Raw genomic sequence first — 23,896 nt, 5'->3', positions numbered from 1 at the left:
CTCGTGGCGGGATGGTCGGGGACTGTGCCCCGGAGGGTCCGTCGGTCTGGCGGACAAGACGTGGCTCCTCAATGGGTGGGGTGTATCGGGGTCAACGTTCGTCGTCGCGCCCGTGTTCCCGGATTCTACGACGGTGTAGAGAGAGCCTCAGTCTGTGCGGGACTCCGTGCGGGAGTCCTCGGCGAGGTCCGGCACCAGTGCGCGCAGCGCTTCCTGCTGGTCCGGGCCCATGAAGCGGGCGAGGGACTGCGTCACCGTCTCGGCGAGCGGGCCGGAGGCCTCGGTCAGGAGGCGGCGGGCCTTGTCGGTGAGGGTGACCTCGACGCCGCGCTTGTCGCCGCACACCGACCTGCGGGTGACGAGGCCGGCGTGCTGGAGGCAGGCGATCTGGTAGGTGAGGCGGGTCTTCGGGCGGCCCAGGAGCTCCGCGACGCGCGTCATGCGCAGCCCTCCCTCGGGCTGTTCCGCAAGCAGGCACAGGATCAGGAACTCGTCGTGCGAGACGTCCAGCTTCTCCTTCACGACCGAGCGCAGCCGCTGCTCCACCGCCCCCGTCGCGGCGAGCACCAGCATCCAGGCGCGCAGCTCGGCCGGCAGCAGCCCGCTGCCCTCGGCGAACGGGCATTCAGGCAGGTCGGCGGGGTGCTCCTGGGGGTCGGCCATGCTCCCAGCCTACCTGTTGTCCAAATTTGGAACAGGGGGTTGTTCAATTTTGGACTAGCCGCTAGCGTGCAGTCATCCAAATTTGGACGAGATGAGCTCGGACAAGACGATACGAGTGGAGAAGACCATGACCGTCGCCGTGGAAACCGGACTGTGGCAGCTCGACACGACCGCCTCGACCGTCGGCATCCGGCACAAGACCATGTGGGGCCTGGTCACCGTGAAGGGCACCTTCGGCGCGATCGGCGGCTCGGGCGAGGTCCGGCCCGACGGGTCCGCCGTCGGCACCCTGACCTTCGACGTCGCCTCCCTCGACACCAAGAACGCCAAGCGCGACACCCATCTGAGGTCCGCCGACTTCTTCGACGCCGACCACCACCCCGAGATCACCTTCGTGGCCCGCAGTGCCGAGCTGCGCGACGGCGACCAGGTGCACATCGTCGGCCAGCTCACCGTGCGCGGCGTCAGCAGGCCGCTGTCCCTCACCGCCCGCCTGAAGGACGGCAATGCCACGGGACTCACCCTGGAGACCGAGTTCAGCGTCGACCGGGAGCAGTTCGGCATGGGCTGGAACCAGCTGGGCATGATCCGCGGCCGGACCACGGTCACCGCCGGCCTGCGCTTCGTCCGGACCAGCGGCTGACGCGGCCCCGGCGCGGTGTCAGCCCGTCCGGCGCACCGCCTGCTGCACATCCGTGCTCGACAGGGTCTGCGGCGACGCCGTGAACGCGCGCAGACGGATCCGGGCCCCCGGCCGGGGCACGGTGAACCGGCCCGAGGGCGGCCGGAGTTCGTAGCGGGCGGTGGCATGCGCGGGCAGGCTGCGCGGGCCCCGGACGATCCGCCAGTACGGGTCCATGCCCTGGCCCATGGTCAGGGTGAAGTGCGGGGCGAGGGCCGTGTCGTCCGTGTTGGTGACCTGGAGGGTGAGGCGGGAGACGGTCGCCGCGGTGGGATGGCGGGCCGCGACGACCCGCATGTGCAGGGGCGGCGTGCCCGTCGCCGCCACGGCCGCGCCGCTCAGCGCGGGCAGGAGCAGCAGCGCCGCCAGGACGATCCGGGCCGGGCGGCGCCGCGGCCCGGACAGCAGGCGCACCCGGGGCTGCCACGCCCCGGCGAACGCCGTCGCGGGCGCGGTCACGGCCGCCGCCAGCCACAGCGGCGTCATCAACAGGTAGTAGCCGTCCTGGGAGCGGGTCGCCAGATAGAAGGCGCACCAGGGCAGGACGGTCGCGGCCGGCCCCAGGCGCCGTACGAAGAGCACGAACAGCACGAGCAGGCCGGCGAGCAGCAGCAGGCTCGCGGAGGAGTACCAGTCGAGCCGGTCGCTGCCGTCGGTCAGGTACAGCGAGATGTCCACCACACCCTGCCCGTGCAGCACGGCGCCCTGCGTCAGCGGCAGGGCGATCCCCGTCAGCCAGGGGCCCGGCTCGCTGACGACGAAGTAGGTGTTGACCAGCAGCCACACGGTCGCCGCTGCCCCGGCGAACCGCAGCACCACCACCGCCGCGGCCCGGCCGCCCAGCTCACCGCGCCGCACGGCGTAGAGCCCCGCCAGCAGGAACGGCGCCAGGAACCAGGGGAGTTGCTGTGCCGCGCACGCCGCCCCCAGACACGCGGCCCGCGCCAGACCGGCCGCCCCGAGCCGCCCGCCCGCACCGATGCGCGGCCAGCGCACCACCACCGGCACCAGCAGGGCCAGGGCCACGATCGCCGGATAGCCGAGCCGCCCGTACGACGGCAGCATCCCGAAGCCCAGACACACCATGGTCGCCGCCGACCGCCACGGCGCCGGCAGCATCCGCCACAGCACGACCGTGCCGGCGACCAGCGCGCCCGTGCTCACCGCGGTCGCCGGGGTACCGCCGTGGCCCAGCCACAGCAGCGGCACGGCCAGCAGCGGGGCCAGCGGCGGATAGCCGTAGGTGAGGTCGTAGCCCCCGGTCACCGTCGGGGTGAGGGCCACGCCGTGGCCGAAGAGCCAGGGCCACGGCTGCCCGTACACCGGGTGTCCGGCGGCCACTTCCCGTGCCGCCTGGGTGGTGAGCAGCGCCTCGTCGGAGCCGTGGTGGAGCATGATCCACGCGCACAGGGTGAGCGTCACGCCCGTCACCAGCACGCACAGGTCCACCCGTGCCAGTGACCGTTCCGTGCGGACGGCCAGGGCCAGCACCCCGCACGCAAGGATCGAGGCGTAGCAGACCGAGATCACCGCGGCCACGGCCGGCCGGTGACCGGCCGCCGTCGCCCACACCGCACGGGTGCCGATCAGCAGGCTGATGTCGGCGAGCAGGGTCAGGACGCGGTGCCACTGGGCCGGGGACGGCGGCCAGGCCGCAGCCGACTGCGTGCGCGGGCCGGGCACCACCAGCGTGGTTTCTGCCGAGTACACGCCGCAGGACGCTAATCGCCGCCGGTGAGCGCGGCCCGGACGGCGGTGAAGAGGCGGGTGTGAGGCGAGTAAGGACCCGACGCCCGCTCAGTACACGTCCCGTACGTACCGCTTGTCCGCCGCGAGTTGCTTCACGTACGCGGCGGCCTCCGCCTCGCTCAGCCCGCCGTGTGCCACCGCGATGTCCCGCAGGGCCCGGTCCACGTCCTTGGCCATGCGGGAGGCGTCGCCGCAGACGTAGAAGCGGGCGCCCTCGCACAGCCAGTGCCACAGCTCCGGCCCGTGCTCGCGCATCCGGTCCTGCACGTACACCTTGTTGCGCTGGTCGCGGGAGAAGGCGGTGTCCAGACGGGTGAGGGTGCCCTCGTCGAGCAGAGCCGTCAGCTCGTCCTCGTAGTAGAAGTCCGTCGCGCGGTGCTGCTCGCCGAAGAACAGCCAGTTGGGGGCCCGGTGCCCGAGGGCCCGCCGCTCCTGCAGGAAACCGACGAACGGCGCGACGCCCGTGCCGGGGCCGACCATGACCATCGGCGTCGACGCGTCGGCCGGGGGCCGGAAGTGCGGCGAGCGCTGCACGAACACCGGCACCTCGGTGTCCGACCCGGCGTCGGCGAGGAACGGCGAGCACACCCCGCCGCGCGGACGCCCCTGCAGGTTCTCGTACCGCACCACGGACACCGTCAGCGACACCTGGTGCGGATCGACCAGCGGGCTGGACGATATGGAGTACAGCCGCGGCTGGAGCTTGCGCAGCACCCCCGTCCACTCCTCGGCGCCCGCCCGCACCGCGTACTCCGCGATCACGTCCACGGCCTGCCGCCCCCAGCACCACTGCGCCAGCCCGTCCTTGTTGTCGGGCCGCAGCAGCCTGCGCAACTCGTGCTTGTCCCGGGCGCGTTCGGCGACGAACCGCAGCAGGTCCGGGGTGATCTTCGTGATGTCGAGGTGCCGGCCCAGCGCCTCGGCGAACGGCACCTCGCCCACCCCGGCCACCTCGACGGCCGCCCCGGCGTCCAGCCCGGTCACCGCAAGCCACTCCGCCACGAGGTCCGGCGCGTTGACCGGCCGCACGCCGAGCGCGTCCCCGGCCTCGTACGCCAGGTCCGTCCCGCTGGTGTCGAAGGTGAACCGCCGGACCTCCTTGCCCGCTCCGGGCCGGCTGAGCAGCCGGTTGCCGACCAGCCGGGCGATCGTGGCGGCGGGCTTCGGTTTCGGCTTCGGCTTCGGTTCCGGCGGCGAGGCCGGGGAGTCGGCCGGAGCGGCGGCCGGACCGCCCAGCGCCGAGAGCACCTGGTCGAGCCACGCCCCGGCGGAGGTCCCGTAGTCCGGCTCGCAGTCCGTACGCGGGGCCAGCCGCACCCCGCCCAGCTCGTCGAGGCGCGCGTCCAGCCGGCGCCCGTGCCCGCAGAAGTCGTCGTACGAGGAGTCGCCGAAGGCCAGCACGGCGTACCGCACCCCCTCCAGCCGCGGAGCCTCTTCGCCGGCGAGCGTGTCCCACAGGCCGGTTCCGTTGTCGGGCGCGTCACCGTCCCCGAAGGTGCTGGTGATGAAGAGCAGGTCCGCCGTGCGGGCGAGCGCGGTGACGTCGGCCTCGTCCATGCCGACGAGGGTCGTACGGTGCCCGGTCGCGGTCAGCCGCTCGGCCGTGGCGGTGGCGAACTCCTCGGCGTTCCCCGTCTGCGAGGCCCACAGCACCACGACCTCACGGCCGGCCGGCTCCCTCGCGGGGGCGGACGGTGGCGCCGAGCGCGAGTACATGCCGGCGAGGACGCCGTTGACCCACAGGGCGTGCTCGGGGGTGAAGGGCGCGTCGGGCGGGAGCACCGGAACGCCGGGGGCGCCCGAGCCGAGCCCGGCGAGGAAGCCGGTGAGGTACTGGCGTTCCTGCGCGGACAGGACCGGGGGAGGGGAGGGCTGGAGGCCGAACGGGTCGGTCCCGGCGGGGGTGACGGTCGTCGGCGTCAGGGCCCCGGCCGGTTCCTCGCGTACCGCGCCCGCCGCCTCGTGCGCGGACGCCTCTCGCACGGGCGTGGCCACCTTCGCCAGCGACACCGCGCACACCTTGAACTCCGGCTGGAACGACAGCGGATCGACCGCGTCGCTCGTCACCGCGTTGATGCTCAGGTATTCGCCGAACAGGTCGTTCCAGTGGAAGGGCGCGAAACAGCAGCCCGGCCGCACCCGGTCCGTCACCACCGCCGGCAGCACGGCCCGCCCGCGCCGCGAGGCGACCTCGACCAGGTCGCCCTCCGCGACCCCGAGCGCGTCCGCGTCCCACGGATGGAGCTCCACGAAGGGTCCGGGGTTCAGCTTGTTGAGCTTGGCGACCTTCCCGGTCTTGGTGAGCGTGTGCCACTGGTGCTGCACCCGCCCGGTGTTGAGCACGAAGGGGTAGTCGTCGTCAGGCATCTCGGCGGCGGGCAGATGCGGCCGGGCGAAGAAGACGGCACGACCGCTCGCTGTCGGGAAGCGCAGCCCGTCGTCACCCACGTACCGGACGGGATTGCGCTCGGGCCCGTCCTCCCGCGCGGCCGGCCACTGCACGGGCGTCCGCCGCAGCCGTTCGTAGGAGACACCCCGCAGATCCCACTGCGTCTTCGGGTTGTGGAACCGCCGGATCTCCTCGAAGACCTGCTCGGCGCTGTCGTACGAGAACCCCTCTTCGTACCCCATCGCGCACGCGACCTCCGCGATGATCCGCCAGTCGGCCATCGCCTCCCCGGGCGGATCCGCGGCGGCCCGGGTCAGCGTGAGGTTGCGCTCGCTGTTGACGAAGACGCCCTCCGCCTCGGTCCACATCGCGCCGGGCAGGACGACGTCGGCGTAGGCGTTCGTCTCGGTGTCCGTGAACACGTCCTGCGTGACGACGAACTCGGCGGCCTCCAGGCCCTCGATGACCGTGCGACGGTTGGCGACCGAGGCGACGGGGTTGGTGCAGATGATCCAGCAGGCCTTGATCTCCCCGTCGGCCATCTTCCGGAACATCTCGACGGTGCCCTGCCCGACCCCGTCGGCCCGCAGGGTCCCCGGCGGCAGCTCCCACACGTCCTCGGTGAACGCCCGCTCCTCCGCTACGAGCACCGACCGCTGCCCCGGCAGCCCCGGGCCCATGTAGCCCATCTCGCGGCCGCCCATGGCGTTGGGCTGCCCGGTGAGGGAGAACGGCCCGGCGCCCGGACGGCAGATCGCGCCCGTCGCCAGATGCAGGTTGACCAGGGCGTTGGTGTTCCAGGTGCCGTGCGTGGACTGGTTCAGGCCCATGGTCCAGCAGCTCATCCACTGCTTGCCGGCCTCGCCGATCAGCCGGGCGGCCCGGCGGATGTCTTCCTCGGCGAGTCCGGTGATCTCCGCGACCGCAGCCGGGCTGTAGTCGGCGAGGAACCCGGGCAGGTCCTCCCAGCCCTCGGTGTGAGCCGCGACGAACTCCGGGTCGGTGTGCCCGTCCGCGTGCAGCAGGTGCAGCAGGCCGTTCAGCAGCGCGAGGTCGGTCCCCGGCCGGACCTGGAGGAACAGATCGGCCTTGGCGGCGGTGGCGGTCCGCCGCGGATCGACGACGATCAGCCTGGCGCCCGCCTTGACCCGCTCCATCATCCGCAGGAAGAGGATCGGATGGCAGTCGGCCATGTTCGAGCCGATGACGAGGAAGACGTCCGCCTGGTCGAAGTCCTCGTACGAGCCGGGCGGCCCGTCCGCGCCCAGCGACAGCTTGTAGCCGGTGCCCGCGCTGGCCATGCACAGCCGCGAGTTCGACTCGATCGCGTTCGTCCGCACGAACCCCTTGGCCAGTTTGTTCGCGAGGTACTGCGCCTCCAGGCTCATCTGCCCGGACACATAGAAGGCGACGGCGTCCGGCCCGTGCGTGTCGATGATCGCCCGCAGCCGCGCGGCGGTCTCGGCGATCGCGTCGGCGACGGGCGAGGGCACCGGCTCCTCGCCCCGGTCGTCCCGGACCAGCGCGGTGGTGAGCCGCCCTGGCGCGGCGAGCAGGTCGGCCGTGGTCGCGCCCTTGGTGCACAGCCGGCCCGCGTTCGCCGGGTGCGCCTTGTCGCCGGACGCCTTCAGGACCGTACGCCGCCCGTCCGGCCCCATGCCGACATCGAGCACGAGACCGCAGCCCACACCGCAGTACGAGCAGACGGTGCGCACCGCTTCCGTCTCCTGCTGCGGCCGGGGGGTCGTGGTCATGCCGTAGACGGTACGAATGTCCCGTTACGCAGGTGTCACATTGCTTGATCACGAGGAGTTACGCCCGTCACACAGCCGCCTTCCGGCCGCTGTGAGGTGCATCGAGGTGGCGGAGCGTGTCGCAGTTGGGCCGAACGGGTGACCGTGCGCAAGAATTGGCCGATGGAGACAGCCAGCGCGAGCCAGGACGGAGCATGCCGGTGAACAGCCACGATGTCACCGACGAACAGTGGGAGGGGCTCGCCCAGGTCGTGCCGCTGCGGGGCCGGGACGCCTGGCCGTCCTCCGTCGGCCACCGGTCCATACCCGAGGCCGAGACGGAGGCGCGACGCCGCTTCGTCGTGTTGCGGGTGAACGTCTTCGCGGACGCCCGTGACGTCGCCGAGACCCTGATGGCGGGTGTGCCGGTGCTGCTCGACCTGACCGGAGCGGAGACGGAGGTCGCCAAGCGCGTCCTCGACTTCAGCACCGGTGTCGTCTTCGGCCTGGCGAGCGGAATGCACCGGGTGGACCGCAACGTGTTCCTGCTCACGCCGGCGGGGACCGAGGTGACGGGCCTGATGGAGGGGGTCGGGGTTCCCGGGGTGTGACGTCGCCTGGGGTGGGACGTCGGCCGGTGTGTGACGTCCTCCGGGGGCCGGGTCGCCCGTTCGTGGGAAGCCCCGGGAGACGGAACGGTTCGTCCCGTGAGCGGAGTCCTACGGTCCGGACATGACCCAGCCCCCCGCTGCCGCGCCCCTCACTCCTTGCACCTCACTCGTGCGCCCGCGCATCACCGAACTGCGGCTGTCCGCCTTCGCCGGCCACCGCCGCGCCGCACTCCCGCTCGGGCCGCTCACCCTCCTCGCCGGTCCCAGCGGCTGCGGCAAGTCCAGCGCCCTGCGGGCGTACGAGGCGCTCGCCCGGCTCGGGGGAGGCGCCGCGCTCGGCGAGGCATTCCCGGACCCCGTCGCCTGTGTACCGGAGCGGGCCCGGCCCGACGCGCAGCAGCGCCGCGGCTTCCGCATCGGCTGCACGGCCGACGGGCCCGCCGGCCCGGTCCGGCTCGATGTCGCCGTGCAGGCCGAGCCTCATCTGCGTGTCGTGGGCGAGCGGTTGACGGCCGGCGGACTGGTCCTGCTGGAGACCGCCCTGCGCGACCCCGGGAAGCGCTCCGTGCAGGCCGCGTGGCACACGGCCGGGCCGACGCCGGTGACCCGTGGCCCGCTGCCGGACGACCGGCTCGGCACCGCCCTGCTGCCGCTGCGCGTGGCCGGCCGGACATCCGGGCAGCGCAGGGTGCTGGCCGCCGCCGAGCAGATGGTCGTCGCCCTGCGCTCCGCCTTCGCCTGCGACCCCGACCCCGGCCGGATGCGCGGCCCCGTACCGGCCGGCTCCGCCCGGCTGCTCCGCCACTGCGGCAACCTCGCCGACGTCCTGTTGCGCACCCATGCCGAGTGCGGACACCGGCACACGCAGTTCGTCGCGGCGGTACGGGCCGGCTGCGCCGGGCCGGTGGCGGACGTCCTCGCCGAGCTGCCGGCGGACGGTACGGTGCGGGCGGTGCTCGACCGGGGTGACGGCATCCGGACGGAACTCGGCCGGCTGGGCGAGGGGGAGTTGAGATACGTCGCGCTCGCACTGGTCCTGCTCACCGGGCCGGGTGTGCTCGATCTGGACCCGGCCGGCGAGGTGCCCGCCGCCCTCCAGACGCTCACCGTCCTCGCCGACGGCCTCGACCGGAGCCTCGACCCCGGGCAGCGGAGCGAACTGCTGCGGCTCGCGGCCCGGATGTGCGAACGCGGCCACATCCGGCTCGTCGGCGCGGTGAGCGACGCGTCGTGGGCCGCCGGGACCGACGGGGTCACGGTGGTACACCTGAAGCCGTGACAGAACCTCTCGACGTGGCGAGACTGCAACGCCGCCTGGCCGAGTTCGCGGCCGCGCGGAACTGGCAGCCCTACCACACCCCCAAGAACCTCGTCGCCGCGCTCAGCGTGGAGGCGTCCGAACTGGTCGAGATCTTCCAGTGGCTGACGCCCGAGGAGTCGGCCCGCGTCATGACCGACCCGGACACCGCGCACCGGGTCACGGACGAGGTCGCCGACGTGCTCGCGTATCTGCTCCAGCTGTGCGAGGTGCTCGGCATCGACCCGCTGGCCGCACTGGACGCGAAGATCGACCGGAACGAACGGAGGTTCCCGGTCCAGGAGTCGGACGGCCCACTCCAGTGAGCCGCACAGTCCACTTGTACACTGCGTAATCAAAATGCGGCCCGAATCCGAATTGTTGTCCGCAGATTTCCGTCTTCCTCTGGCTTTTCGTCTCACTCCCCTTCACTCTGGGTAGTGAGCAAGGGAGTTCGGGCGGACGGACGCGCGGAGCGCGTCGGACAGGACGGGGGCAGCGCATGGACGCGGTGCGGCTCATCGTGACGAGCAGGAGGTCCCTGGCCGCGGGCGGCGACGTGCCGGGGATCCTGGCCGAAGTGTGGCAGGCGCAGGCCCTCGCGCAGGCGATAGGAAGCCGCCTCGCGGTCGCAGGCCCGCCCGAACTGCGCGGCGAGGCGCTGGGGTTGACGGAGCTGGCGGGCCGTGGCTGCGGTGTCCTCGACCCGCCCGAACTGGCCCCCGGTGAGCTGCGGGCGGGCCAGCTCACCGAGTTGGGCGACGCCCGCCACACCCTGATGTGTCTCGGCGGCCTCCTCGGCGAGGTCGGCATAGCCCTCGTGGGCCTCGCCTGCGCCGCGGACGACGAGGGCACGTACTGGCAGTGCATGGAGGCCATCGACGCGGCGGACGAGTCCCGGGACCGCGTCCTGGAGATGCTCCGCAGACTCGCGGACCGGGAACAGGCGTTACCGGAGAGGGAGGCGGGGTAGCGGCTGCCGAAGGCCGGCCGCGGCCGGCCCCGCCGGAGCGGACCTCAGCCGACCTGCTCCTCCTCGCCCGACCTCCGGTCGGCGTCCCCCGCCGCCTGCAGATCCGCGTCCAGCGCCGACAGGTCCGCGTTCAACGCCGCCATCAGCTCCTCCATCTGCTGCAACAGCCCTTTCGGCTGCCCGGTCCCCTGCTGCGGCACGGTCTCTTCGGACATGACGGCCTCCTCGGCCCCTGGCCCCCCGGGGAGGCCGACGCGGGTGACGCCCCGGCGCTCACCGGCCGGTGCGGAAGCCGGGGGCTCCGGCTCCGCCCGAGCCAACGATCACCAACGGGGCCGGTCACTGGCCCGGTCACGCGGGACCCGCGGTATTGACGTAATTTCACCCGACCGGGGACCGGGCGGCACGGGGGTCCGATCTCGTCGCCCCACGGCCCGGCGTGCAGGATGGAAGCATGGATCTTCGCATCTTCACCGAGCCCCAGCAGGGGGCCACCTACGACACTCTGCTCACCGTGGCCAAGGCCACGGAGGAGCTCGGATTCGACGCATTTTTCCGTTCCGACCACTATCTCCGCATGGGTTCCGTGGACGGCCTGCCCGGCCCCACCGACGCCTGGATCACACTGGCCGGACTCGCCCGCGAGACCAAGCGCATCCGGCTCGGCACCCTGATGACCGCCGGCACCTTCCGGCTCCCCGGCGTGCTCGCCATCCAGGTCGCGCAGGTCGACCAGATGTCCGGCGGCCGGGTCGAACTCGGCCTCGGCGCGGGCTGGTTCGAGGAGGAGCACAAGGCCTACGGCATCCCGTTCCCCAAGGAGAAGTTCGCCCGCCTCGAGGAACAGCTGGAGATCGTCACCGGCCTGTGGTCGACGGATCTCGGCAAGACCTACGACTTCCACGGCACCTACTACGACCTCACGGACTCTCCCGCGCTGCCCAAGCCCGCACAGGAGAAGATCCCCGTGCTCGTCGGCGGCCACGGCGCCACCCGCACCCCGCGGCTGGCCGCGAAGTACGCCGACGAGTTCAACATCCCCTTCGCCTCGATCGAGGACAGCGAGCGCCAGTTCGGCCGGGTCCGTGCCGCCGCCCAGGAGGCCGGCCGCAGCGGTGACGATCTCGTCTACTCCAACGCCCTCGTCGTCTGCGTCGGCCGGGACGACCAGGAGGTCGCCCGCCGGGCCGAGGCGATCGGCCGTCAGCCCGACGAGCTGAGGCTCAACGGCCTGGCGGGCACCCCGGCCGAGGTCGTCGACAAGATCGGCCGCTACGCCGAGATCGGCGCGAGCCGCATCTACCTCCAGATCCTCGACCTGGACGACCTCGACCACCTGGAGCTGATCTCCTCGCAGGTGCAGTCCCAGCTGTCGTAAGGCCGGTAATGCCCGGTGAGGGCAAGCCGTGACGGACCGCGCGATCCGCCGGACAGCCGTCCGTCACGGCTTGCGCCGCCGTCACGGCTTTCGGGCGACCCCCACATAGAGGGGCATCTCCTCGCCCTCGTCGCCGCCTCCGTGCTGTTCACCGAGCTCGGGATGCCACCGAGCGGCCAGCACCACCCCCGGCTCCACCAGCTCAAGGCCCGTGAAGAACGCCGAGAACTCGTCGCGCGTGCGCACCTGCGCCGCCGTCCCGCCCTTCCGGTAGACCTCGACGACCCGCTCCCAGGTCTCCGGGTCGAAGTCGCCCGTGGCGTGGGAGAGCGTCAAGTAGCTTCCGGACGGCAGGGGTTCGAGAAGCTCGCGGACGATCCGGGCGGGCTCGTCCTCGTCCGCCACCAGGTGCAGCAGGGCCACGAGGGACAGCGCGATCGGCCGGCTGAAATCGAGGGTCTCCCGTGCCGCCGCGATGATCTTTCCCGGTTCCCGCACGTCGCCGTGGACGTAGGCGGTCTTGCCTTCCCGTGTGCTGTGCAGCAGCGCCTGGGCGTGCCGGAGGACGATCGGATCGTTGTCCGCGTACACCACCCGGGCCTCCGGGGCGACCCCTTGGACGATCTGGTGGAGGTTCGGCTCGGTGGGAATGCCGGTGCCGATGTCGAGGAACTGCCGGACGCCCCGCTCGGCCAGCAGCCGGGAGGCGCGGTGCATGAACAGGCGGTTGGTCAGCGCCAATTCCCTGGTGGCGGGGAAGAGGGATATCACCTGCTCGGCGGCCTCTGCGTCGACCGGGTAGTTGTCCTTCCCGCCCAGGTAGTAGTCGTACATGCGTGCCGAGTGGGGTTTGCCGGTGTCGATCTGTCCCCCGCTGGTCCCGGCGTCTGTCACGTGAGGCCTCCGCATCTCCGCGTGCGTGGGCGCTCTTCCTGAATCCCCCTCGAACGCCCGGTCGATCGTGAGGCTAGCGAAAATTCCCGGGTGCCGCCGGGGCCCGCTCTGTACGGTGGACGTATCCGCAGTTCAGACCACTGATCAAAGGTCGACCCACCGTGTTTCTGACCATCACGACCACCGGCACCCCGGAGCGCCCCGCCACCGATCTCGGCTTTCTGCTGCACAAGCATCCCGAGAAGGCGCAGACGTTCTCCACCTCCTACGGCACGGCCCACGTCCTCTACCCCGAGGCGGACGCCGAGCGCTGCACGGCGGCGCTGCTGCTGGAGGTCGACGCGGTGGCCCTGGTCCGGCGCGGCAAGGGCAAGGGCCGGGGCGGCGCCCCGGACGCGGCACTCGCGCAGTACGTCAACGACCGCCCGTACGCCGCCTCCTCCCTCCTCGCCGTGGCGCTGAGCGCCGTGTTCTCCAGCGCGATGAAGGGCGTCTGCAACGCCCGGCCCGAACTGCCCGCCGAGCCCAGGCCGTTGCGCATCGAGGTGCCGGCGCTGCCCGCCCGCGGCGGACCCGCGCTGGTACGAAAGCTCTTCGAGCCGCTGGGCTGGACGGTCACCGCCGAGCCCGTGCCGCTGGACACCGAGTTCCCGCAGTGGGGCGACTCGCGCTACGTCCGGCTCGAACTGGAGTCCGCGGACCGCACCCTCGCCGAGGCCCTGCGCCACCTCTACGTCCTGCTCCCGGTCCTGGACGACGCCAAGCACTACTGGGTCTCCTCCGACGAGGTCGACAAGCTGCTGCGTGCCGGCGAGGGCTGGCTGCCCGGCCACCCGGAGCAGAAGCTGATCACCAGCCGCTACCTCTCGCGCCGCTGGTCGCTGACCCGCCAGGCGACGGAGCGGCTGGAGCTGGTGCGGCTGGCGGAGGCGGACGACAGCGCGGTCGAGGAGATCGACAACGCGGTCGAGGCGGAGACCGAGACCGAGGAGCGGCCGACCCCGCTGGCCGTGCAGCGCCGGGAGGCGATCACCGCCGCGCTCAAGGCGTCCGGGGCCGCCCGGGTGCTCGATCTCGGCTGCGGCCAGGGCCAGTTGGTGCAGGCGCTGCTCAAGGACCCGGCGTTCACGGAGATCGTGGGTCTGGACGTGTCGATGCGCGCGCTCACCATCGCCTCCCGGCGGCTGAAGCTGGACCGCATGGGGGAGCGGCAGGCCGCGCGCGTGAAACTCCTCCAGGGCTCGCTCGCCTACACCGACAACCGGCTCAAGGGGTACGACGCCGCCGTGCTCAGCGAGGTGATCGAGCACCTCGACCTGCCCCGGCTGCCCGCCCTGGAGTACGCCGTGTTCGGTGCCGCACGGCCCCGGACGGTCCTCGTGACGACCCCGAACGTCGAGTACAACGTGCGCTGGGAGAGCCTCCCGGCCGGCCACGTCCGGCACGGCGACCACCGCTTCGAATGGACCCGCGCGGAGTTCCGGGCCTGGGCGGAGGCGGTGGCCGAACGGCACGGCTACGGGGCCGAGTTCGTACCCGTCGGCCCGGACGACCCGGAGGTGGGGCCGCCCACCCAGATGGCCGTGTTCACACTGACCACCCCGAAGGAGGCGAAGGCGGCATGACCGACGTACGCGAGGGGCGCGTCCTGCCCGTCACCGACCTCTCCCTGGTGGTCCTCGTCGGCGCCTCCGGCTCCGGCAAGTCCACTTTCGCCCGCAGGCACTTCAAGCCGACCGAGATCATCTCGTCCGACTTCTGCCGCGGTCTCGTCTCGGACGACGAGAACGACCAGGGCGCCACCAAGGACGCCTTCGACGTCCTGCACTACATCGCGGGCAAGCGCCTGGCCGCGGGCCGCCGCACCGTCGTGGACGCGACCAGCGTGCAGCCCGAGGCGCGCCGTCAGCTGGTCGAGCTGGCCAGGCGGTACGACGTGCTGCCGATAGCCATCGTGCTCGACGTGCCCGAGAACGTGTGCGCCGAGCGCAACGCGGCCCGCACCGACCGCGCGGACATGCCCCGCCGGGTCATCCAGCGCCACATCCGCGAACTCCGCCGCTCCCTCAGGCACCTGGAGCGCGAGGGCTTCCGCAAGGTGCATGTCCTGCGGGGTGTGGAGGACGTCGAGCAGGCCGCCGTCGTCACCGAGAAGCGCTTCAACGACCTGGCCCACCTCACCGGCCCCTTCGACATCATCGGCGACATCCACGGCTGCTCCGCCGAACTGGAGTCGCTGCTCGGCAAGTTGGGCTACACGGACGGGGTGCACCCCGAGGGCCGGACCGCCGTCTTCGTCGGCGACCTGGTCGACCGCGGCCCCGACAGCCCGGGCGTCCTGCGCCGCGTGATGGCGATGGTGAAGTCGGGCAACGCCCTGTGCGTGCCCGGCAACCACGAGAACAAGTACGGCCGTCACCTGCGCGGCCGCAAGGTCCAGCACACCCACGGCCTCGCCGAGACCATCGAGCAGATGGCGGGCGAGAGCGAGGAGTTCGCCGCCGAGGTACGGGAGTTCATCGACGGCCTGGTCAGCCACTACGTCCTCGACGGCGGCCGGCTGGTCGTCTGCCACGCCGGGCTGCCCGAGAGGTACCACGGCCGCACCTCCGGCCGGGTCCGCAGCCACGCCCTGTACGGCGACACGACCGGCGAGACCGATGAGTTCGGCCTGCCGGTGCGCTACCCGTGGGCGGAGGAGTACCGGGGCCGGGCGGCCGTCGTCTACGGGCACACTCCGGTCCCGGAGGCCACCTGGCTCAACAACACCATCTGCCTGGACACCGGCGCCGTCTTCGGCGGCAAGCTCACCGCCCTGCGCTGGCCGGAGCGCGAGCTGGTCGACGTGCCGGCCGAGCGGGTCTGGTACGAGCCGGCGAAGCCGCTGCGCTCCGAGGCACCCGGCGGGCAGGACGGCCGCCCGCTGGACCTGGCGGACGTGCAGGGCCGCAGGGTCGTGGAGACCCGGCACCAGGGCCGGATCTCGATCCGCGAGGAGAACGCGGCGGCGGCCCTGGAGGTCATGAGCCGCTTCGCGGTGGACCCGCGACTGCTGCCGTACCTCCCGCCGACGATGGCCCCGACGGCGACTTCGCACGTCGACGGCTACCTGGAGCACCCGGCCGAGGCGTTCGCCCAGTACGCGCAGGACGGTGTCGCCCGGGTCGTGTGCGAGGAGAAGCACATGGGCTCGCGTGCGGTGGCCCTGGTGTGCCGGGACGCGGACGCGGCCCGCAAGCGCTTCGGCGTCGACGGACCCACCGGGTCCCTCTACACCCGCACCGGCCGCCCGTTCCTCGACGACGACACCCTCACGGAGGAGATCCTCGACCGGGTGCGCACGGCGATCGGCGAGGCCGGCCTCTGGGACCACCTGGAGACCGACTGGCTGCTGCTGGACGCCGAGCTGATGCCCTGGTCGCTGAAGGCGTCCGGACTGCTGCGGTCGCAGTACGCCGCCGTGGGCGCCGCGTCCGGCGCGGTGTTCCCGGGCGCCCTGGCCGCGCTGGAGGGCGCGGCGGCACGGGGCGTCGACGTGACCGGACTGCTGTCCCGCACCCGGGAACGGTCCGCCGACGCCGCCGCGTTCACCGAGGCGTACCGCCGCTACTGCTGGACCACGGACGGCCTGGACGGCGTCCGCCTGGCACCGTTCCAGATCCTCGCGGTCCAGGGCCGCAGCCTCGCCGGACTCCCGCACGACGAGCAGCTCACCCTGCTCGACCGGCTCGTCGAGCACGACGGCAGCGGCCTGCTCCAGACCACCCGGCGGCTCTACGTCGACACGGGCGATCCCGAGTCCGTCCGGGCCGGTGTCGACTGGTGGCTGGAGATGACCGGCCGCGGCGGCGAGGGCATGGTCGTCAAGCCGGTCGGCGCACTCGTCCGCGACAGTCAGGGCCGCCTGGTGCAGCCCGGCATCAAGTGCCGCGGCCGCGAGTACCTGCGGATCATCTACGGCCCCGAGTACACGCGCCCGGAGAACCTGGCCCGCCTGCGCTCGCGGTTCCTCAACCACAAGCGGTCCCTGGCGATCCGCGAGTACGCGCTCGGTCTGGAGGCCCTGGACCGGCTGGCCGAGGGCGAGCCGCTGTGGCGGGTGCACGAGGCGGTGTTCGGGGTGCTGGCTCTGGAGTCGGAGCCGGTGGATCCGCGTCTGTGAGCCGGCTGCCGCTCACATCCGGCCAGGTCTGTCCCGCCTGGGACGATCCTGGCCGGACGTCGTCCTTCTGATCCCATTCGTCCCTGGTTAACCGCTGGTTGCCGTGCTAACTTCGCTGGTCGGTCAGGCAGGTGTACCGGCTCAGGGGGAAAGTCGGTGGAGACACACGCGGGGTTCGGCGAACCCGAGGGCGACTCGGGGCGCGCGGACGGCTTACGGCTGCTGTTACGGATGACCAACGCCCTGTGCGGTCTGGGCTGCATGGAGGACGCGCAGGGGCGGCTGCACTTCGGGGTCGTGCTGGGCGATCTGCTGGGCCGTCAGATCGACCTGCGCGGGGTCAAGCTGCGCGAGGACGTGGTGCTGCTGGTGCGCGCCGCGCTGAACGTGCCGGGCGGCGAGCGCGTACTGGTCGAAGTGGTCCGGATCCTCGAAGGAGACCTGGCGGGCGACGAACTCGACCTGCTGCTCGATCAGTGGCTCGCGCCCGCACGACCGCCCGCCCTCCAGGGCCCCCTCTCCCGCGGTGAAACGACCCGGGCCCGCTCCCTCCTCGCCCTGGGCGAACTCCCCGCGGCCCGGCTGCGTGACGCCCTGGTCGAGGACCTCAACGGCCTCGACCTGCCCACCGGACTCGCCCCGGAACAGCTCCTCGCCCATGTCCTGGACTGGAACGTGCAGCCGGACGGACTGCCCCCCGCGGTCCTCCTGGTCGACCACGCAGCCCGGCTCGCGGCCACTGCGGAGCACAGCACCGCCCTGTCCGGCTGGGTGAACGACTGGACCGGGCAGCACGGCCTGACCGGCGCCCTGGAGGAACGGCGGCGGGCGCGCGGCGCGGTGGTGAGCGATCCGGACATCCCGCGCTGCCTGGTCGTCGCCGTCGAACCCGCACGGGACGGTACCGGCGAGATCGTCGTCCGGCCCTGGCTCAACACCGTCCCCGGCCGCTGGAACCCCCAGCCCGGCGAACCCGCCACGACCACCCTCGACGAGCTCGGCACGGCCGTCCAGCGCGCGTTACGCCAGGGCGCCCGCCTCTGGGCGGCGCCCCGCGACCCCGATCCGAGTGGACGCAGGCAGCCGCCGCCGTACATCGAGTTCGTCCTTCCGTATGACCTTCTCAACCACGATGTGGCGGGCCTGACCTTCCGGATCGGTGACGGGCAGCCGCTGCCGCTCAGCCTGAAATACGGGGTGCACCTGCGCAGTCTGGAGCGGATGCGCACGGACGACGCCCTGGTCCTGGACCAGTGGCGGGAGCGCTGGCACACCCTGCGCGAACACGGCGTCCTGGTGCACGGCTGGCGCGAACCGGACGGCGGCCGGCTCGGCGAGTGGCAGGCCGGTCTCGCCGGGGAACCCAGACATACGGCGGTGGTGCTCGACGCGCCGGCCGACGTCCTGGCCCTGGAGGCCCTCAAGGCCGCCATAGCGGAGGGGATAGGACTCGCGATCTGGGACCGCAGAGGTGTCTTCCGTGAGGAGCGCCGCGAGGTGGTGACCGCCCTGTTCGCCGCGGCGCCCACGCCGGCGAGGATCCCGGTCGCCGTTCACCTCCTGCGCAGGAACGCCGAGAGCGAAGGGCGAGGCCCCGGCGAACTGCTGGGTAGACATATCGGCTTTTTCTGGGACGATCCAACGCGTCCCGTGGATGTTCAGCCCACCGACCCAGGCGATCTCGCCAGCGAGGAGGCATCGGCATGAGCCCGCAGGAGCAGACGGTTCCGAACGGCTGGCGGCTCTTCCACGGCACGGGCAGTGCCCCCGCCGTCCCGCCCGCACTGCCCGAACCGCCGCCCTGGCGCCGGTTCGGAGGCGGTCCGCCGTGCCCCGTGCCCCCGGCCGACCCGCAGGCCGCGCTCCGCCGCCTGGGCCCCGGCGACGTCACCCCGCAGCTGGGCGAGGAAGAGATCGACATCGTCAACGCCGCGCTGCTGCTGCGCCGGCCCCTGCTGATCACCGGCCCGCCCGGCGTCGGCAAGTCCACCCTCGCCTATCTGATCTCGCGTGAGCTCGGCCTCGGGCGGGTCCTGGAGTGGAACATCGTCAGCCGCACGACCCTGCGGGACGGCCTCTATGCCCATGACGCCATGGGCCGCGCCCAGGCCATCGCCGCCTGGCGGGCCGACGGCCCGGGTCCCGCGGACGGCCCGGGTCCGGCGGTCGACGCGGGGCCGGCCGAAGACGTCAACACCGTGCTTACTCAAAAACCTCGTCAACTTCCCCCAGTTCTGGGGGACTTCATCACCTTGGGCCCCCTGGGGACCGCCCTGCTGCCCTACGATCGTCCCCGTGTGCTTCTCGTCGACGAACTCGACAAGAGCGACATCGACCTGCCGAACGACCTGTTGCACGTCCTGGAGAACGGAAGCTATGACGTCCCCGAGCTGGTGCGCGACGCCGCGGACACCGCGTGCGTCCACACCAGCGACCCGGGGGGCCGCGCCGAGGTGCGCGGCGGGCGGGTCGAGTGCCGGGAGTTCCCGGTCGTGGTGATCACCAGCAACGGAGAACGCGAATTCCCCGCGGCCTTCCGCCGGCGCTGTCTGCCGCTGGAGATGCGCACGCCCACCCGGGAGCAACTCCTGGCCATGGTCGAAGGGCACCTCGGAACCCGCCCGCAGGGCACGGAAGACCTGGTCGACCTGTTCGTCCAGCGCGTCCAGGCCGGCGGCACCCACTCACTGGACCAGCTACTGAACGCTGTCCAGATGACTACCGCGGGTGGTTTCCAGGCCGATGGTGACGGGCGTAAGCTCGTGGAAATGCTCCTACGCGACCTCGCGAAGGGCCGCTGAATGAAGGGCTATCCCAGGGAGCACGCATCCGGGCCCGGCGACGGATTTCCCGTTTCGGGGTCGTCGCCTCCTTCGGTGTTCGCCGAATCCGCCGACGAGGCGGCAGAGCACGGAGTGCCGGTCCCCGCCGCCCTGGATCAGCCCGCCCCACGCTGGCAGGACGTCGCCGACGCCGTCTGGCTCGCCGCGTACTGGAGCCGCCACGGCGGCCCGGGCACCTCCGGCCCCGAGCCCCTGCCGGACCGGGCTGCCGCGCCCCTGGCTCGGCCTCCCGTACGCCGACGGGAAACGGAGGACGCGGACCAGCCGGAGACACCTCCGGCCGACGAGGCCCGCCCGGCCGGCACCGCCCCCGACTCCGTACGCCCCCCGCAGCAGCCCGACACGCCCGCCACCCCGGCACCTCCCGAGGACCCCGGCGACCGGCTGCAGCCGCGGATCACCGCCCCGCAGCCCGGAGAAGCGGGCTCCGCGGCCCGCCTGTTACCCGACGCCGAGGGCCGCTTCACCCTGCGTCTCGGGCAGCCGCTGCTGCCCGCCGACGACCGCCCGCGGCAGGCCCCGGGGCGCACGACCGCCCGGTTCGCCCGCGCGCTGCACCAGCTGGCCCGCCGCGTGCCCTCGCGGGACACCCTGGAGCTCGACGAAGAGACCACCGCCGAGCAGGGAGTCGTGGACGGCATGTGGATGCCCTTCCTGCGTCCCGCCCGTACGGCGGCCTTCGACCTGGTCCTGCTCGTCGACGACGCGCCCACCCTGCGGATCTGGGAGGAGTCCACCGCCCGTCTCGCCCAGGCCGCCGAGCACAGCGGCGCCTTCCGGGCCGTGCGCACGGTCCGGGTGAACGTGCCGCGCACCGGGACAGCCACCCTGCGCTGGGCCGCCGCCCGGGCGGCCGCCGACCCCGCCGAACTCCTCGACGGGCGTGGCGACCGCATCTTCCTCGTGGTCACCGACGGACTCGCCCACGGGTGGGCCTCGCCCGCCGCCGACGACCTGCTCGGCCGGCTCGCCCACGCAGGCCCCACGGCCCTGGTGCATCTGCTGTCGCCGCATCTGCGTCACCGCACCTCGCTCTACCCCTACCCGGCCGTCCTGGAGGCCGGCGGATTCGGCTCCGCCAACGACGGCCTCGAACACTGGGCGCCGCCCGGCGGCCCCGACCCCCTGCGACCGCTGCCCGAGGCGGGCGACGGCTCCGTGCCCGTGCCGGTGCTCTCCCTGAAGCCCGGTTCCCTCGCCGCCTGGGCCGACCTCGTCACCGGGGAGCGCGGAGTGCGCCGCGGCCTGCCGGTCGTCCTGGCCGGCACCCTCACCAAGGGGTCGCCCGCGCCCGGCCTGCGCGCCCCCCGCTTCCCGCGCGCCGCGAAGGCCGCCGTGCGCCGCTTCTTCACGCTCGCCACCCCGGCAGCGCGCCGGCTCGCCACCCAACTCGCCGCCATTCCCTTCGAGTTCGACCTCGTGGAACAGCTGCGGCGGCGCACCATGCCGGAGACCGGCCCGGACCACCTCGCCGAGATCCTGATGGGCGGGCTGATCGACTGGGACAGCGGCGGCGAGGGGCACCCCGAGTTCGCCGACGGTGTCCGCGAGGAACTGCTCGCCACCACCACCCGCAGCCAACTCGCCCACACCGTCAGCGTGGTGGGCGAACTGCCCGCCGCGGGCGCCCGGGGTGTCGCGCTGCGCGCCGCCCTGCGCGATCCGATGGGCGCCACGCTGCCCGACCCGTCCGAGCGGAGCTGGACGCGGAGCGAGCTCGCCGTGATGCGGGCGCTCTCGGGGCCGTACTCCGAGCGGGCCCGCCGTATCGAGCCCGGACTCTCCAGGGCCCGCGGGCCCGGTACCGCCGATGGAGTGAGTCCGGGAATGTCCGGTGCTACACCCTCTGAGGTGAACCGCGCGGCTCCTGGGGAATTGTCCGACGGAACGGGAAGTCTGCCACCGTCGAACGGCCCCAACGAAGCTGGAGAACCTCCCGTGCCACCCCTGGTAACCGACGCCACCCCACAAGATCCCTCGGAGGCTGAGCCCCCCATGCCGACCACCGCAACCGAATCGCCCGCCCTCCTGGTGAACGTGCCTCTGCGGAACACCTCGTTCGTCGGCCGGCAGGCGCTGCTGGGGGCCGTGGAGGAACAGCTGGGGGCGCAGGACACGGCGGCGGTGCTGCCGCATGCGCTGCACGGGCTGGGCGGGGTCGGAAAGTCCCAGCTGGCGCTGGAGTACATCTACACCCACCAGCACGACTACAAGGTGATCTGCTGGATCCCCGCCGAACGCGAGAGCCTCATCCTGGCCGCCCTCGCCCAGCTCGCGGCCCAGCTGGGCGTCGCTCCGACCGGTCAGGACAGCCTGGGCGCCCCCGCGGCCAACACCGCCGTGCCCGCCGTGCTCGAAGCGCTGCGCACGGGAGCCCCGTACGACAACTGGCTGCTCGTCTTCGACAACGCCGAGGACGTCGAGGCGGTACGCGCCTACTTCCCCACCAACGGCCCCGGGAAGGTCATCGTCACCTCCCGGAACCGCGCCTGGGAAAGGGTGGCCACACCGCTGCCGGTGAACGTCTTCGAGCGGCAGGAGTCGATCGAACTGCTCCAGAAGCGTTCCCCCGACCTGACCGCCGAGGACGCCGACCGGCTCGCCGAGGCCCTGGGCGACCTGCCGCTCGCGGTGGAGCAGGCGGGCTCCTGGCGGGCCGTCACGGGCATGCAGGTCGACGAGTACCTCGACCTGCTGGCCCAGCGCAGCCCGGAGATCCTCGAACTCGACCCGAACCCCGACTACCCGGTCTCCGTCGCGGCCGCCTGGGACATCTCGCTGGAGCGCATCAAGGAGAACAACCCCGGCGCCCGGCAACTGCTCGACATCTGCGCCAGCATGGCGCCCGAGCCCATCCCGCGGTCCATGCTGCGCGGCAGCCGGGGCGTCAGCATCACGCCCGAGATCGACCCCCTGCTGCGCGAGTCGATCAAACTGAACCGCGCCGTCCGTGACCTCAGCCAGTTCTCCCTGGTCAAGGTCGACCCGCGGTCGGACACCCTCCAGATGCACCGTCTGCTCCAGACCGTGCTCCTGGCCAAGCTGAGCCGCGAACAGCGCGCGCGGATGCGTGACGCCGCCCACCAGCTGCTCTCGGCCGCCAAGCCCGGCCCCTACGGCTCGTCGCTGGAGTGGCGCGCCTACCAGGCGCTGCTCCCGCACATCCTCACCTCGCAGGCGGTGACCAGCTCCGACACCTATGTGCGCGACCTCGTCTACGACACCGTCTGGTTCCTGTACTTCTGGGGCGACCACGAAGGCGCCGCCGACTTCGCCCGCCAGGCCTGGAGCGCCTGGCTCGCCGCCTCCGGCGAGGAGGACGTGCACGTCCTGCGCATGACGAAGACCTTCGCGTTCCTGCTGCGCCAGATCGGCCAGGTCCCCGAGTCCATCCCGCTCACCGAGAAGGCGCTGGAGGTCTCCCGCCGCCTGGAGGGCTACCACGAGGACCTGATCGACTCCCTGTGCGAGATGGCCGACGCCCGCAACTACCAGGGCAGGTTCGACGAGGCACGGCAACTGACCGAGGAGGCCACCGAGTTGGCCCGGTCCCTGTTCGGCGCCGACGACCCGGCCACGCTGCGCGCCACCCACACGTACGGCGTCGCCCTGCGGCTGTGCGGCCGGTTCCGGGAGGCACTGCCGCTGGACCAGGAGAACGCCCGGCAGCGCGAGCTGCTGTTCGGCCCGGCCAGCTTCTTCGCCCTCAACACCCTCAACGCCCTCTCCATCGACATGCGCGAGAGCGGCGACTACCCCGGCGCCCGCGACTTCCAGGAGGACGCCTACCGCCGGGCCCGCAGCGCACTCGGCGACGAGCATCCGCTCACCCTGCGCATCGCCCGCAACCTCGCCGTGTGCCGGCGCCGCGACGGGGCACTGGCCGAGGCCGCCAAGCTCGCCGAGGAGACCCTGCGGCGCTTCGTCGCCCGCTACGGGCCCGACCACTTCGACTCGATGTCGACCGCGACCAACGTCTTCGTCGATCTGCGGCTCGCCGGCGACTTCGAGGGTTCCCGGCAGCTCGCGGAGGTCACGGTACGGCGGTTCCAGCAGCGCCTCGGCGAGAACCACGCGTACACCCTGCTGGCCAGGGCCAACCTGGCCGCCACCCTGCGGGCGCTGGGGGCGATCGACGCCGCGCAGGAGCAGGAGGACGACGCGGCCCGCAGACTGGCCGAGTCGGTGGGACCCCGTCACGTCACCGCCCTGACCGTCACCATCGGCCAGGCCAACACGGCGTACGCCCGACTCGACTTCGAGCGGGCGCGCGAGATCGACGAGGCCAATCTGCCGGTGCTCGTCGAAGTCGCGGGGGAGGAGCACCCCCTGACGCTGTCCGTCATGGCGAACCTCGCGCTGGACCTGCGGGGCCTCGGCCGCGGGGAGGAGGCGGACGAGTTGCAGCGCAAGGCCGTGGAGGGCTTCGGACGGGTGGTCCGCGCCGATCACCCCTGGCTCGTCGCGGCCCGCCAGCGCCGGCGCATCGAGTGCGACTTGGCTCCGATGCCGATGTAGCGGC

General features: G+C 72.5%; 16 protein-coding genes. 11 read left to right on the top strand and 5 right to left on the bottom strand.

Annotated features, from left to right (window positions below; genetic code table 11):
- Window positions 1-147: 147 nt before the first annotated feature.
- The gene (locus MQE23_RS11725; protein WP_020272400.1) at window positions 148-663 is read right to left on the bottom strand and encodes a MarR family transcriptional regulator; all 516 of its coding nucleotides are present in this window, start codon (window positions 661-663) and stop codon (window positions 148-150) included.
- 127 nt (window positions 664-790) lie between these two features.
- Here MQE23_RS11725 and MQE23_RS11720 point away from each other — a divergent pair, with 127 nt between their 5' ends.
- A complete protein-coding gene (locus MQE23_RS11720) occupies window positions 791-1,306 on the top strand; it encodes a YceI family protein (protein WP_037668968.1) in 516 nt (171 codons plus the stop codon).
- 18 nt (window positions 1,307-1,324) lie between these two features.
- On the opposite strand, the gene MQE23_RS11715 is transcribed toward MQE23_RS11720, so the two are convergent.
- The gene (locus MQE23_RS11715) at window positions 1,325-3,031 is read right to left on the bottom strand and encodes a hypothetical protein (protein WP_243382596.1); all 1,707 of its coding nucleotides are present in this window, start codon (window positions 3,029-3,031) and stop codon (window positions 1,325-1,327) included.
- A gap of 111 nt (window positions 3,032-3,142) precedes the next feature.
- Window positions 3,143-7,237 (bottom strand): bifunctional nitrate reductase/sulfite reductase flavoprotein subunit alpha, encoded by a 4,095-nt coding sequence (locus tag MQE23_RS11710; protein WP_243379111.1) that lies wholly within the window; start codon window positions 7,235-7,237, stop codon window positions 3,143-3,145.
- Window positions 7,238-7,431: 194 nt separating this feature from the next.
- On the opposite strand from MQE23_RS11710, the gene MQE23_RS11705 reads away from it, so the two are divergent.
- The 4 genes from MQE23_RS11705 to MQE23_RS11690 all read left to right on the top strand — a co-directional run bounded on the left by MQE23_RS11705 (window position 7,432) and on the right by MQE23_RS11690 (window position 10,097).
- Entirely contained in the window at window positions 7,432-7,827 is a 396-nt protein-coding gene (locus MQE23_RS11705) for a cell division protein SepF (RefSeq protein ID WP_020273204.1), read from the top strand.
- A 121-nt stretch (window positions 7,828-7,948) separates the two neighbouring features.
- Complete coding sequence (locus MQE23_RS11700; RefSeq protein ID WP_243379110.1) at window positions 7,949-9,106, top strand: ATP-binding protein; 1,158 nt, start codon at window positions 7,949-7,951, stop codon at window positions 9,104-9,106.
- Complete coding sequence (locus MQE23_RS11695) at window positions 9,103-9,450, top strand: nucleotide pyrophosphohydrolase (RefSeq protein ID WP_037669716.1); 348 nt, start codon at window positions 9,103-9,105, stop codon at window positions 9,448-9,450. Before MQE23_RS11700 ends, MQE23_RS11695 begins: the two co-directional genes overlap by 4 nt.
- Before the next feature lie 176 nt (window positions 9,451-9,626).
- Window positions 9,627-10,097 carry a DUF6099 family protein gene (locus tag MQE23_RS11690; RefSeq protein WP_243379109.1) on the top strand — a complete coding sequence of 157 codons (471 nt, stop codon included), beginning with the start codon at window positions 9,627-9,629 and terminating at the stop codon, window positions 10,095-10,097.
- Between the two features lie 44 nt (window positions 10,098-10,141).
- Here the strand turns inward: MQE23_RS11690 and MQE23_RS11685 are convergent, their stop codons facing one another.
- Window positions 10,142-10,312: a hypothetical protein gene (locus MQE23_RS11685; protein WP_020273200.1), complete on the bottom strand. Its 171-nt coding sequence runs from the start codon at window positions 10,310-10,312 to the stop codon at window positions 10,142-10,144.
- 239 nt (window positions 10,313-10,551) lie between these two features.
- Here MQE23_RS11685 and MQE23_RS11680 point away from each other — a divergent pair, with 239 nt between their 5' ends.
- Window positions 10,552-11,475 (top strand): LLM class F420-dependent oxidoreductase, encoded by a 924-nt coding sequence (locus tag MQE23_RS11680; protein WP_020273199.1) that lies wholly within the window; start codon window positions 10,552-10,554, stop codon window positions 11,473-11,475.
- Between the two features lie 81 nt (window positions 11,476-11,556).
- On the opposite strand, the gene MQE23_RS11675 is transcribed toward MQE23_RS11680, so the two are convergent.
- Window positions 11,557-12,369: an SAM-dependent methyltransferase gene (locus tag MQE23_RS11675; RefSeq protein ID WP_020273198.1), complete on the bottom strand. Its 813-nt coding sequence runs from the start codon at window positions 12,367-12,369 to the stop codon at window positions 11,557-11,559.
- 161 nt (window positions 12,370-12,530) lie between these two features.
- Here MQE23_RS11675 and MQE23_RS11670 point away from each other — a divergent pair, with 161 nt between their 5' ends.
- From MQE23_RS11670 to fxsT, 5 genes are all read left to right on the top strand, one after another.
- Entirely contained in the window at window positions 12,531-13,994 is a 1,464-nt protein-coding gene (locus MQE23_RS11670) for a 3' terminal RNA ribose 2'-O-methyltransferase Hen1 (protein ID WP_020273197.1), read from the top strand.
- Window positions 13,991-16,531: a polynucleotide kinase-phosphatase gene (locus MQE23_RS11665; RefSeq protein ID WP_020273196.1), complete on the top strand. Its 2,541-nt coding sequence runs from the start codon at window positions 13,991-13,993 to the stop codon at window positions 16,529-16,531. The genes MQE23_RS11670 and MQE23_RS11665 overlap by 4 nt, the downstream gene beginning before the upstream one ends.
- Before the next feature lie 156 nt (window positions 16,532-16,687).
- On the top strand, window positions 16,688-18,238 hold the full coding sequence (locus MQE23_RS11660; protein WP_020273195.1) for a hypothetical protein: 1,551 nt from the start codon (window positions 16,688-16,690) through the stop codon (window positions 18,236-18,238).
- Entirely contained in the window at window positions 18,235-19,332 is a 1,098-nt protein-coding gene (locus MQE23_RS11655; protein ID WP_243379108.1) for a MoxR family ATPase, read from the top strand. Before MQE23_RS11660 ends, MQE23_RS11655 begins: the two co-directional genes overlap by 4 nt.
- Window positions 19,333-23,892 carry an FxSxx-COOH system tetratricopeptide repeat protein gene (gene fxsT, locus MQE23_RS11650; protein WP_243379106.1) on the top strand — a complete coding sequence of 1,520 codons (4,560 nt, stop codon included), beginning with the start codon at window positions 19,333-19,335 and terminating at the stop codon, window positions 23,890-23,892. It abuts the gene before it with no gap.
- The last annotated feature ends 4 nt before the right edge of the window (window positions 23,893-23,896 follow it).

The organism is Streptomyces sp. HP-A2021, assembly GCF_022807935.1.
Lineage (GTDB): Bacteria > Actinomycetota > Actinomycetes > Streptomycetales > Streptomycetaceae > Streptomyces > Streptomyces afghaniensis.
This window is presented reverse-complemented; position numbering and strand designations above follow the sequence as displayed.